Origin of the sequence: Acinetobacter pittii (assembly GCF_034067285.1) — a bacterium.
Classification (GTDB): Bacteria; Pseudomonadota; Gammaproteobacteria; order Pseudomonadales; family Moraxellaceae; genus Acinetobacter; species Acinetobacter pittii_E.
In genome coordinates this window covers 1,971,367-1,984,190 of the sequence record NZ_CP139286.1, presented here as the reverse complement: position 1 = coordinate 1,984,190, position 12,824 = coordinate 1,971,367, and the positions used below count along the sequence as shown (strand labels likewise).

Below are 12,824 nucleotides of genomic sequence, written 5' to 3'. Positions count from 1 at the left end.
ATGGCTAAAGGTTGAACAAGCGAAGTATTTTATACTTAAGTGATGTGAATCTTAAGCTTTTTTATAATAACAATAAGTTTTTATAGTTGCTGGTAATATTAAACTGTTGTTTTTATTATTTTTAATTTTAAATCTTAATTTTTTTACTTAGTGGTTTTGTTTGTTAATTGCTCATTAAAAAAACTTGTGATATCAAAAAGCTGTGAAACTCCTAAACTGCTTAAAGAAGAATAGACTGAAAAGATTTATCGTGGTTACGATTTGGGAAAAGCTACGCGAATTTTCAAAACTTTGTGCTTCGACTAAACTCTAAGCTTTCAAGCTGAAAAATCGCATATTTCAGGAAATTACTACTATTATTATAAATTTATAATTTAAAAATATTATTTACTTGCACAGTACAGCTGGTGAAGAGTATTTAAAATTGAATGCATATTGTCATCCTTAATAGAATAAAAAATTTGCTTACCATCACGACGGGTGGATACAACATCACTTTTGCGTAGCATCATAAGTTGTTGTGAAAGAGTAGGCTGGGTAATTTGGGTCTTCTCTTCAATTTGAGAGACATTTAACTCCTCATAAGCTAAGTGACATAAAATTAATAAACGATCTGTATTAGCCAAAGATTTGAGAATTCCAACGACTGAATCAGCCGCATTTTTCATTTCTTCAATTTGGAGTCCATCTTTCATACTTTATACCTATATCAATATAGCGGGCATAGTATAGATTGATCTTACGAAAATGAATGTAGCAAAACTAATCAATCCAATTGTTTTTGTTGAAAAGCAATATAAGTGGAATTGATAAATAAGCAGTCTTTCTAATTAAAAACAACTGTTTGTAGTTATTTTGTGTCTAAAGTGTTGCGTTGTGTTATAAGTGTAATTGTTAAGTATAATTGAATTGAAGTCAACCTAAAATAATTCCAATTCAGTTCCAATAAATAGTTAAATCTAATTTATCTTTAAGCAAATGATAAAAAATGATTGAGTTTTTATTTTTTAAATATATAATCTGTTTTGTACAGACAGGTCTGTATATTTTGGTTTAGTAAGGTCGAAAAAAACGTCTAAATTTGAACCAAAATGACTTTCAGACGCAGCGTGATACATAAGAAGAATCATTAAATATAAGAAGAAGAATATCACGCTTTATTTTTATGCAGCTCTTTCAAAGTCGATTAACTTTTCTACTCGAGTCCAGTAATCATTAATCTTTATTGAACCATGTTCAACTTGGGCTTGTATGGTCATGCCTTCCAAGATATTAACTAATAACAAGGATAGGGGAACTGGTTCTTTTACCTCATACTGGTTAAGCAAGTTTTGCATGAGTTGAGTTAACCAAGCTTTATATAAAGTTGCTGGTTGATGCGTTGAAGGATATTGTTTTAAAACTTCTTCCAAAGCCTTTTGAAACATACAGCCATTAAAATCTTCACTATTAAACCAGTCGGAATACCATAAAAAAACTGCTTTAATTCTTGCAAGAGGGTCTAACTCATCATGTTTTGATAAGGCTGCGGTAAGAGAGTTTTGTAAAAGCGTATTACGTAGAAGTAGACACTCTTCAATTAATTTTTCTTTTGATGGGAAATGCTTATAAAAAGTCATTTTTGCAACGCCAGATTCATTAATGATGCGATCTACACCTATAGAATTATAGCTATACGAGTTAAAAAGTCTTAATGCGGTGTTAATAATGTCATCTTTTTTCGACATATTTTAGCCTCTCATAAATGAATTGCTATTAGCTTGAACGGTGATCTTTATCAATGAGAATCTAGATGGCTTAATTTTACAAGGTATTGTTTGTTATTGATAGAAAAAAGATATTATTTTTTAAACGCTGAAGTTTTACTTTTTAAGGAAAGAGTAAATAATTTCTAGAATATATTTTTAAATAATTTGGCTTTCGAAATTTCTAAATTACATTTCAAACTTCTTGAAGTTAATCATTTTTTAACATAAGTTTATTTAAAATTTTAAAGCAATATTGACTAGAATCTATTTAAAAAAAATGGACTTTTCATTTCCATAAAAAGTCCATTTTCGTAAAGCTTATTATTCTGAAGGTGGTAATAACATCAGAATAGATTCATTGAGTAAGTAAGCAACATTCTCTAGAACTTCAAGATCATTAAACTCGCTATTGAAAGCTAGACTTTCTCCATTAGCAATAGCTTTTAATTTTGGTGCAAAATTTTCAGCTATACATAATGCTTCGCCATTTCCCCAAAAGTTTAATGCCTCATCTTTTTCCGTATAGAGCAAGCGGGAGGCTGGCTCTAATAGAACTTCATAACCCTCGTATAAAATCTCTTTAAGATCATTAGCTTCGATTTCATCAGGTTCAGGAATGTTATCTGGATATTTAGGTTCACTCATGTAAGACATGATTGCTGCATCAAGCGCTGAGGAATCTTGTAACTGTGCTAAAACTAAGTCTTTGAGGTAGCTCAGTTCAGTTGCATTCATTTCGCCAATTTGGCTCATTTGTTTGCGTGCGATATCTATAACAGGATTTTGCAATAAAGTATTAGCTGAAAACTGATCACTAATACGCTCCATCATTCCTGCAACGTTTGGCATGCGAAAGCCAAAAGAGAAAGTTAAACAATCATCTTCAGCAACGCCATAATGTGCCATTCCGGGTGGAACATAGAGTAAATCGCCTGGTGCTAAAACCTCATCAAATTGCACGTCTATTTCTGGTAGAAGTTTTAAAGGTTGATTTGGCACAAATGCAGTATTTACATCACACATTTGCCCTAACTGCCAGCGACGGTGTCCGTGACCTTGAACTAGAAACACATCATAAAAATCAAAATGTTTTCCAACTGAACCACCTTTGGGAGCATATGACACCATAATATCGTCACGGCGCCATTGAGGAATAAAAGGAAATTTTTTCCAAAGTTCAGAAAGATCGAAAGAGTAGTGATCTACTGCCTGTACTAACAGAGTCCATAATTTGGGTAGCTTTTGAAAGTCACCTTTGGTTAAAGGTGAAGACTTTACGTGCCATTCATTTGGATTTCTATCTTTTTGGCGAATGAGTCGGGCACTTGCATGTTCTTCTAAAGCAAGTTCTTGCACATCTTGGGGCTCTAAAAGACCTACAATCTCTGGCAATCCGTTACGTACCAACAAAGGTTTTTTTTGCCAATATTCTGCTAAGAATTGTTCGGCAGTAATACCGCCTAAAACTGTTAAAGGTTCTGTCATGGAAATAACCTATTTATAAAACATTTAAAATTAAGGAATTTGTAGCTCAAGCTGCCTTAAAATATGGCAAAGTTGAATCATAGGAAGCCCCATAAGTGTTGTCTGGTCTTGGCCTATCATTTTTTCAAACAAGCTAATTCCCAAACTTTCACACTTAAAGCTACCTGCGCAATGTAGTGGCTGATCTAATAAAACGTATCGTTCAATTTCAGCTTGATTCAGGTTTCGAAATTTAACTTGATAATGTTCAACCAGCGTTTGTTCAAAGTTTCTATCAAGCCATTGCACGCTAAGAGCTGTACTAAAGAAAACAGTTCGACCAGAATTATTGGCTAGTTGTACTTTAGCATTTTCGATAGACAGTGGTTTGCCAATAAAGTCATGCGGAGCATGTTCTCGCCAAGCAACTTGATCTGAACCAATAACAATCGCATTAGGATTTTGTGCAGCAATCACTTGGGCTTTTGTGAAAGCGAGCCTTTTCGCAAGTTCATCGGCATGGGTTTCACCACGAGGATTTTCATCAATATCCGGACTTACACAGATATAATTAATTCCAAGACGATTCATTAAGTCTTTGCGAGTTTGACTACTGGATGCCAAAATAATTTGTGGCTGTACCATTACACTGCAAATTCCATTAAAACATCTAAGGGTACATAGCTTAATACAGCTTGATGACATGCATGTATTTTAATAGGAGGGGCTTCACCAGCTTGATAAGCCTCTACCCAGCGCGTTACACAGATACACCAGAAATCACCTGGTTTTAGACCTGGGAAACCTACTTCTGGTAAAGGCGTGATGAGATCATTGCCAATTTTTTGAGAAAAATTTAAGAAATCAGAGGTCATTTGTGCACAGACTGTGTGTTGACCAAGGTCTGTTACTGCAGTGTGGCAAAAACCATTTCTAAAATAGCCTGTAATAGGGTCAAAGCAACAACTTGCTAAAGGTTCCCCTAAAACATTTAAGCGATTGATTTGCGGATCTGGATGAATAGACATAATGGGTGAAATATCAAATAACTACCTCTATCATAATCAAAACTGGGGCTTTCTACAGCTTTTATGCAAAAAAACTAACCTTTTTTGATGTAATCATTTAAAATTGGCGCGTTTTTAAAATCATAAAGAGAGCTTTACATGAATTTTCAGCGTATGACTGACCTAAACTTAACAGGCAAACGTGTCCTTATTCGTGAAGATTTAAACGTTCCTGTCAAAAATGGTGTGATTACTAGCGATGCTCGCTTACGTGCAGCATTACCAACGATTAAAGCTGCTTTAGATAAAGGCGCAGCAGTGATGGTATTTTCACATCTAGGTCGTCCTGTTGAAGGTGAACCAAAGCCAGAACAATCACTTGCACCAGTTGCTGCTTATTTAACAGAAGTATTGGGCCAAGAAGTTAAATTATTAACAGATTATCTTGATGGTGTTGAAGTTGAAGCTGGTCAAGTCGTATTGCTTGAGAATGTACGCTTTAACCATGGCGAAAAGAAAAATAATCCAGAACTTGCTCAAAAGTATGCTGCATTATGTGACGTATTTGTTATGGATGCATTTGGTACTGCTCATCGTGCAGAAGCATCTACGGAAGGTGTAGCTCGTTTCGCTCCGGTAGCAGCAGCTGGTCCTTTGTTGGCTGCTGAATTAGATGCGTTAGGCCGTGCAATGCAAACTCCTGAAAAACCAATGGTTGCAATTGTTGCTGGTTCTAAAGTTTCGACTAAGCTTGATGTTTTAAACTCACTTTCTAGTATCTGTGATCAACTGATCGTTGGTGGTGGCATTGCAAATACATTCTTGGCAGCTGCTGGTTTTAACGTTGGTAAATCATTATATGAAGCTGACTTGGTTGAAACTGCAAAACAAATTGCTGCTAAAGTAAGCGTTCCGCTTCCTACAGATGTTGTGGTTGCTGATGCATCACAAATTAATTTTGAAGATTTCTTAGGTTCTTTAGCAGCAGCTCAAGCTGTTGTGAAGAAAGTAGAAGATGTGACTGCAAATGACATGATTTTAGACGTGGGTCCTGAAACTGCTAAAGCATTTGCTAATATTTTAACAACATCAAAAACGATTCTTTGGAACGGCCCAGTGGGTGTATTTGAAGTAGATCAATTTGGTGAGGGTACAAAAGCACTTTCCCTTGCGGTTGCACAATCTGAAGGATTCTCTATTGCTGGTGGTGGTGATACATTGGCAGCGATTGATAAATATAATGTAGCTGAGCAAATTGGTTATATTTCTACAGGTGGTGGTGCGTTCCTTGAGTTTGTTGAAGGAAAAACATTGCCAGCAGTGGCTGTTCTACTTGAACGTGCTTAATACTGTTATATAAAAATAAGAAGGGATTGGGTGACCAATCCCTTTTTCATTGATAAGTCATTAAATTGTCATATATCTGCAATAAAATAATGAGTATTAAATCACCAACTGTGGACAATAGTGATGAATTTAAAGCTTACATTTGCTGCTGTGTTAATTGTACCGATGATGTTGACTGCTTGTGCTAAGAAAGATGAAGCCTCTCAAGCTGGACAAGAATCGGCAGCTTCTACTGCTGTTTCTGAAAAAGTAACGCCTGAGCAACAAGCAGCAATTGATGCGATTGATAAGCCGGTGCTAGATGAAAAGAATACAGATGTAGCTGAAGGGAGTGCGCCCAGTGAGGCTGCTGCTTCAGAAACACATTAATTTGTTGTTTTTTGTTAAAAAATCCCTGCAAATGCGGGGATTTTTTTTGAAATACTGTGATTTGTTGCTGAATTGAAATAAATGACAGGGTAGAATAAGCCGCACTACCTGGGAGGATATTATGGCACTCATTTCAATGCGCCAGCTCTTGGATCACGCTGCTGAACATAACTACGGCGTACCAGCATTTAACGTAAATAACTTAGAACAAATGCGTGCAATTATGCTTGCCGCAGATGCAACCAATTCACCAGTAATTGTTCAAGCATCAGCTGGAGCTCGCAAATATGCAGGCGCTCCATTCTTACGCCATCTTATTTTGGCTGCAATTGAAGAATGGCCGCATATTCCAGTGGTAATGCATCAAGACCATGGAACAAGCCCAGAAATTTGTCAGCGTTCAATTCAGCTTGGCTTTAGCTCAGTGATGATGGACGGTTCATTAGGTACAGATGGTAAAACACCTACATCGTACGAATACAACGTTGATGTAACTCGTAATGTTGTTGCTTTAGCACACGCTTGCGGTGTTTCTGTTGAAGGTGAAATTGGCTGTTTAGGTAGCCTTGAAACTGGTATGGCTGGCGAAGAAGATGGTGTTGGTGCTGAAGGTGTACTTGATCACTCACAACTTCTTACTTCTGTTGAAGAAGCGACTCAGTTTGTTGCCGATACTAATGTAGATGCATTGGCGATTGCTGTGGGTACTTCACATGGTGCTTACAAATTCACTCGTCCACCTACAGGCGATATCTTGGCGATTGACCGTATTAAAGAAATTCATGCGGCATTACCAAATACTCATCTTGTTATGCATGGTTCAAGTTCTGTGCCACAAGAATGGTTGAAAGTAATCAATGAGTTCGGTGGTGATATTAAAGAGACTTATGGCGTACCTGTTGAACAGCTTGTAGAAGCAATTAAACATGGTGTTCGTAAGATTAATATCGATACAGACTTACGTTTAGCATCTACTGGTGCAATTCGTCAGTTTATGGCTGAAAACCCAGCTGAGTTCGATCCACGTAAATACTTTGCTAAAACTGTAGATTCAATGAAGCAAATTTGTATTGATCGTTATGAAGCATTTGGTACGGCTGGAAATGCTGACAAGATTCGTCCAATTTCTTTAGAGAAAATGGTTGATCGTTATAAATAATTCCCATTAGGGTCTAATTTATAGAAACCGGTTATTTATATAACCGGTTTTTTTATTGGGTAAATTTCATTCATAAAAAAACCTGTGATAAACACAGGTTTTTTTATGACAAGAGAAGAACTTACTTTTGTAAATTCTTTTTATCTAGACTTGGATCTTTGATTTCTACATACGCATTTGCACGTACTTCACGTAACCAGCTATCAATTTCGGTGTTAAATTGACGTTCACCTAAAATCTGACGTGCCATACGCACTTGATATTCATGAGTCATATCTTTTTCGCGTTTGTCTGTCACTTGTAAGATATGCCAACCAAATTGAGTTTGGAATGGTTCACTAATCTGACCTACAGAAATCTCCTGCATTTTTTTATCAAATTCAGGCACCATCATTCCAGGTGTTACCCAGCCTAAACTTCCGCCATCACGTGCGGAGCCTGTATCATTTGAATAGGTTGCAGCTAAGGTTGCAAAATCCTCACCAGCTTTTAAGCGTTTATAGATGTTATCAATAATTTGCTTGGCATTCTCAGGACTCACTACTTCAGATGGTTGAATAAGAATGTGGCGAGTTTGAAATTGAGGTACTAAAGCTTTTTGCTCATTTTGTTTACGTTCAAGAAGCTTTAAAACATGCACACCATCACGTACCGATACTAAGTCAGTTGTTTGACCATCTTGTAATGGAGTAATGCGGGCAGCAAGTTCAGCAGGAATATCAGACAGTGGACGGAAACCCATATCAGCACCTTCAACTTTTACATTTGTGGTTGAAAGTTTCTTTAATGCATTTATGTCATTACTTTGTGCAAGCTTTGAACGCACTTCTTGAGCTACAGATTGAACTTCCTGTGCATTATCACCAGAAATACGCATATGAATCACATGTGCTTGGTTGCCTAACGCAGCTTGTCCCTGAGGGGATTTTAAGAAGTTCTCTACATCTTGATCACTGATTTTAATACGAGACATGACTTGTTGTTGACGTAAACGGCTAATCGCTAGATCTTCAGCGATTCGACTACGTAAACTTTCATAAGTCCCTGGAGCCATAGCGTCTAGTTTTTGCTGGAAAGCTTCTAAACTTTTAGACCCAGATTGACTAGCTACTTTGAGTACAGCTTCATTTAAGCTCTTTTCATCAGGTTTGATGCCATATTTTTTAACTTGCTCAAGCTGTGCTTGACGCAAAATTAATTGATCCAATACCTGAAACTGTAAATATTGCTGAGGTGGAACTTCTTTTTTTTGTGCTTGCAGTTCATGAGCTGCTTCAGCCATACCTTGTTGAAGATCGCTTTTTAAAATTACGCTATTGTCCACAATTGCCACAACTTCATCAGCGGGTTGGGCAAAACTATGCATTGATGAAGAGATTAGGGCAGCAAGTGTAGTTGCTTTAAAAAACTGTTTAAGATGCTTTGTCTTCATTAACGTTGTGTCCAAGATTGATTAATTTTGTTAAAACCTAAAACGCGATTTTCAAGTAAAGACGCGAGTTTATTGTTTAAACCACCTAAACCTTTTAGTGTAACTTCAGCCATGATCGCGCGCTTTTCACTAACATCTGGAGATTTTGGATCGTCTAGATCGTTATAATACGAGCGGCCGTAGACAGAAATACCCCAGCAACATGACTCATAGTTAACTCCTAGTAAGAGTTCACGAGCAACATCATTGTCCATGTCATATTGTACGTGGCCCATAATACGCCAATTGTCTTTAATTGGTTGTATAAAGGATGCAACAACTTGGTCGTAAGTATCTTGACGGCCAGGAATGTCTTTACGATAGAAATAGCCTAAGTTGTATAGATTTCCTTTGTCACCAGTATAGTAAAGTTGGAAATCACGTTGAGCGTTGTCGCCATTCGACATCCATGCTGAGTTAGCCGCAATAGTGAAGTTTTGATTAAGTTGGCTAGATAGGCTAACAACAGGGCCAGTATTACGCTCGGTGTCAAATTCATCTTGCTGTTTTAAAGTGACACGGCGATCTTCGAAATAATAACTTTGACCAACACTTGCACGTAAACGCTCTAAACCTACTGTATCGAAGAGGCTGTAACTTACACCTAATGATAAGAAGTTATTGTCTTCAAGGCGGTCATGTCCATAAAAACGGTATGGATTAAATAACTGATCATAACTAATTGACGCACTTGTCGAATCAAAGTTAGGGTAGCCATCCTGATTTTTGTATGGCGCATATGCGTAGAAAGCACGTGGTGTAAGTGTTTGTAAGTACTTACCATCACGCTCAAAATTCAGTCCAGTATCCAAAGTAAATTGTGGCACAATGACTGATTTATTTTCAGAACCGCCATCTAAACCTTGAGATGCGATACTGTCCTTATCATAAAACGTTTGAATAGAACGTACTGAAACTTCAGGAATCACAAAAGCTGCTGGTGTACGGTAGTTATAACGTGTTGCGAACTGGTTATAAATACGTGTACCACTACTTTCTTGAGCAGAGCCATCATTAATCGATTTCTTAAAGTAAGCGGTATCGTTGTTAAATTCGTATTGTAAGCCTAATGGATTGCCAGTGACGTAATTTAATAAGAATTGCGGCAATCGTGCATAAGGTTTATCTGCATCTGCAACTTCTGGGTCAAGCGTCTGGAAATCTTCGACTTTAAGCTGTGCTTTTAAACCCGGAATACCATGTTGATAGTTAAGTTCCCATGCTCTACGTAAGTTAAGATCTGTTTTAGAGTTAGGGCTACTATCTAAGTCAGAGAAATAATCTTTATCTGATGCATAGTTATATTCAAGGTTGGTAGACCACTGATCGTTAATTTCCCAGTTATGTAAAAAATGGAAATCTTTACGATCTTTATCGTCATAACCTTTGTCAGATGGCAAGATGCCACCCCACATTTCACCCGCGCCAAAGCCGTCGGTTAAATAACGGAAGTCACCTTTTAACATTGCACCACGATCTGCTAAATAACGTGGAGTAAGTGTCAGATCATAGTTAGGGGCAAGGTTTAAATAGACCGGAACAGAAAGTTCAACACCACCATCGTTTGAGAAACCAAACTGTGGGTTGAGAATACCGGTAGTACGGCGGTCGTCAATTGGGAAGTTAAAGTAGGGAACAGCTAGAACCGGAACATCTTTAACATATAGTTTTGTCCCGCGAGTTACACCGCGTCCAGTTTCCTGATTTAACTCAATTTTATTTGCTTGGATTTTCCAGCCCGGTTTTTGGCCGGGTGGGCATGTTGTATAGGTTGCATCATTAAGAACCATAACATTTGGTGAGGTTCTTTCGATTTTTCCTGCATGACCATGGGCGTGTTGTTGCTCAGAAATATAAAAACTATTATCTAAATTCCCGGTTTGGGTTTTTAGGTTGTAATTAATTTCATCACTCTGTGAAAGTAACCCGCCTTGAGCTAACTGTACTCGACCTTGTGCATGTGCAAAGGTTTGGGTTTTATCAATCGTTACCTTGTCAGCGCGAACGGTGCGTCCTTCCTGATCAATAACGACATCACCTTCTAAAACAGAATCACCCGCTGGATTGTAATGTCCGTAGTTAGCCGTAACGACAGAAGTCGCTTTGTCGGCATCTAAAGCTTTTGTCTCAGGGTTAATCGGTGTAACCCATGTACCTTGGCAAAATGCCGAGCTTAAATATTTATTGCCACGAAGCTGAGCTTCAGGTGCAGATTTATCAACATAGTATTGCTGAAAAAACTCTTGGCCTGGGTAAGCTTCCTTGATGCTCGCTTTAAGTTGATTATTGTCTATATTGGAGACAACATCAGTTGACTCAGCATAACTTGATTGTATGGAGCCACATAAGAGCGTAAAAATAGCTGTCGCTAAAGGATTAAATTTAAACTGATGCTTCATTGTCTCATTAACCAAGTATGCTAATTCACAATTAATTATTGTCGCATCATAGAGAAAAAGTTTATAAGTGGCTACACTTAACCCTTCAAAAATCTCAGCTTGTTTTAGATTTTATTGCAAATGAATACACAACGTGAACAATTGATATATACATGGCTTACATCTGTTCTGGAAAATGATCAATTTAAGATCGCTTTTTTAGCAGGTGATGCAAGCTTCCGCCGTTATGCGCGTATCGAGTTACAAAATAAAACTTATATGCTCATGGACGCCCCTCCAGAAAAAGAAGACTGTGTTCCGTTTGTGACCATTGACGAATTTTTTGCAGGTCATGGTGTGCGTGTACCTCAGATCATCGCAAAAGATTTGACTCAAGGTTTTCTGTTATTGGAAGACTTTGGTGATGTACTTTTATCGACACTATTAACTGACGAAACAGTTGATAAATATTATGAACAAAGTTTCAAGCAGCTTATTCAGTTGCAGTCTATAGATGGTGCTAGTCAGTTCCCAGCGTATTCCTACGAAAAATTAATGTCGGAAATGCAGCTACTCACAGATTGGATGCTGCCATCGCTTGCTATTGAGCCGACTGTTGAGCATAAAAAAACGATTGATGATGCGTTTGATTTCTTAGCTCGTGCCGCGTTAGCCCAACCGCAAGTGATCGTACATCGAGATTTTCATAGCCGTAATTTGATGAAAATTACCAATGAGCAAGAGTTGGGGGTCATCGACTTTCAGGATGCTGTTATTGGTGCTGATACATATGACTTAATTTCGATTACTCGTGATGCATATGTTCAATGGAATGCTGAACGTGTTTATCAATGGTTTAAAGTGTTTTATGACCTATTACCAGAGTCGACTAAACAAAACCGCAGTTTTGATCAATTTAAACGTGATGCAGATTTAATGGCTATTCAACGCCATATTAAAATTTTAGGCATCTTCGTTCGTTTATTTGAACGTGATGGTAAGTCTGGTTATTTGAAGGATTTGCCACGTGTCATGTGGTATTTACTTGAAGAAAGTCGTGGTTACGCTGAACTTGAAGAGTTTATGGTGTTTATGAATAACATAGTGATGCCTAAATTTATCGAGAAATATGGTAGCTATGAGGTAGCAGCATAATGAAAGCAATGATTCTTGCTGCTGGCTTGGGCAATCGTATGCGTCCTTTGACTTTACATACGCCTAAGCCTTTACTTGAAGTAGGTGGTAAACCATTAATCGTATGGCATATTGAAAAGTTACAAAAAATTGGTGTAACTGAAATCGTTATTAATACTGCATGGTTAGGTGAAAAACTTGCTTCAACATTGGGTGATGGTTCTCAATTTGGGGTCAAAATTTTATGGTCTCATGAAGGTGAAGGCCTAGAGACGGCTGGCGGAATTATCAATGCATTACCTCTTTTAGGAAACGATCCATTTATTTTGGTGAATGGAGATGTTTGGACTACGATGGATTTTGCTCCTCTTTTAAATGTTCAATTAGGTGATAAATTAGGCCATTTAGTATTGGTTGATAATCCTCCTCAGCATTTGAAAGGTGATTTTGTTCTGTCTAATGGTTTAGCTTATACCTTTGAGCAAGAACAAAATGGAGCTGCTTTTACCTATAGTGGTATTGCAATTCTTTCTCCAGACATGTTCTTAGGGCTCGAAAATGGTAAGCGTCCACTTGCGCCTTTGTTAAAACAAGCCATGTTGGAACATCGGATTAGTGCTGAGAAAATGCATGCAAATTGGGTTGATGTGGGAACGCCTGAGCGTTTAAATCAACTAGATCAGCAAATTAAGCAGGGCTTATACGATTAACTGAATAATCGCTAAGCGGTAAATACTGTGCCGATTT

General features: G+C 37.6%; 12 protein-coding genes. 5 read left to right on the top strand and 7 right to left on the bottom strand.

All coding sequences use genetic code 11. The features are described 5' to 3' along the window. Positions 1 to 383: 383 nt before the first annotated feature. The 5 genes from arsR to SOI81_RS09290 all read right to left on the bottom strand — a co-directional run bounded on the left by arsR (position 384) and on the right by SOI81_RS09290 (position 4,240). The gene (gene arsR, locus SOI81_RS09310) at positions 384 to 695 is read right to left on the bottom strand and encodes an ArsR/SmtB family transcription factor (RefSeq protein WP_002121379.1); all 312 of its coding nucleotides are present in this window, start codon (positions 693 to 695) and stop codon (positions 384 to 386) included. A 468-nt stretch (positions 696 to 1,163) separates the two neighbouring features. Further along, on the bottom strand, positions 1,164 to 1,727 hold the full coding sequence (locus SOI81_RS09305; protein ID WP_016141217.1) for a TetR/AcrR family transcriptional regulator: 564 nt from the start codon (positions 1,725 to 1,727) through the stop codon (positions 1,164 to 1,166). 342 nt (positions 1,728 to 2,069) lie between these two features. After that, a complete protein-coding gene (locus tag SOI81_RS09300; RefSeq protein WP_239976070.1) occupies positions 2,070 to 3,233 on the bottom strand; it encodes a cupin domain-containing protein in 1,164 nt (387 codons plus the stop codon). Positions 3,234 to 3,263: 30 nt separating this feature from the next. Further along, positions 3,264 to 3,857, bottom strand: coding sequence for a Maf family protein (gene maf, locus SOI81_RS09295; protein ID WP_239976069.1), 594 nt, complete (start codon positions 3,855 to 3,857; stop codon positions 3,264 to 3,266). Beyond that, entirely contained in the window at positions 3,857 to 4,240 is a 384-nt protein-coding gene (locus tag SOI81_RS09290) for a DUF2237 family protein (protein WP_002121396.1), read from the bottom strand. Before SOI81_RS09290 ends, maf begins: the two co-directional genes overlap by 1 nt. Before the next feature lie 138 nt (positions 4,241 to 4,378). On the opposite strand from SOI81_RS09290, the gene pgk reads away from it, so the two are divergent. The 3 genes from pgk to fba all read left to right on the top strand — a co-directional run bounded on the left by pgk (position 4,379) and on the right by fba (position 7,094). Continuing rightward, positions 4,379 to 5,566, top strand: coding sequence for a phosphoglycerate kinase (gene pgk, locus SOI81_RS09285; RefSeq protein WP_239976068.1), 1,188 nt, complete (start codon positions 4,379 to 4,381; stop codon positions 5,564 to 5,566). 123 nt (positions 5,567 to 5,689) lie between these two features. Then, positions 5,690 to 5,935 (top strand): hypothetical protein, encoded by a 246-nt coding sequence (locus SOI81_RS09280; RefSeq protein WP_016141212.1) that lies wholly within the window; start codon positions 5,690 to 5,692, stop codon positions 5,933 to 5,935. A gap of 121 nt (positions 5,936 to 6,056) precedes the next feature. Next, a complete protein-coding gene (fba, locus tag SOI81_RS09275; RefSeq protein WP_004702014.1) occupies positions 6,057 to 7,094 on the top strand; it encodes a class II fructose-bisphosphate aldolase in 1,038 nt (345 codons plus the stop codon). Between the two features lie 121 nt (positions 7,095 to 7,215). On the opposite strand, the gene surA is transcribed toward fba, so the two are convergent. Together surA and ostA are read right to left on the bottom strand one after the other, a co-directional pair. Then, positions 7,216 to 8,526, bottom strand: coding sequence for a peptidylprolyl isomerase (gene surA, locus SOI81_RS09270; RefSeq protein WP_239976067.1), 1,311 nt, complete (start codon positions 8,524 to 8,526; stop codon positions 7,216 to 7,218). Continuing rightward, complete coding sequence (gene ostA, locus SOI81_RS09265; protein WP_320540589.1) at positions 8,526 to 10,964, bottom strand: LPS-assembly protein LptD; 2,439 nt, start codon at positions 10,962 to 10,964, stop codon at positions 8,526 to 8,528. The genes surA and ostA overlap by 1 nt, the downstream gene beginning before the upstream one ends. 120 nt (positions 10,965 to 11,084) lie before the next feature. Here ostA and SOI81_RS09260 point away from each other — a divergent pair, with 120 nt between their 5' ends. Next, positions 11,085 to 12,098, top strand: coding sequence for an aminoglycoside phosphotransferase family protein (locus SOI81_RS09260; RefSeq protein WP_239976066.1), 1,014 nt, complete (start codon positions 11,085 to 11,087; stop codon positions 12,096 to 12,098). After that, complete coding sequence (gene murU / locus SOI81_RS09255; protein WP_016141208.1) at positions 12,098 to 12,787, top strand: N-acetylmuramate alpha-1-phosphate uridylyltransferase MurU; 690 nt, start codon at positions 12,098 to 12,100, stop codon at positions 12,785 to 12,787. The genes SOI81_RS09260 and murU overlap by 1 nt, the downstream gene beginning before the upstream one ends. Positions 12,788 to 12,824: the final 37 nt, after the last annotated feature.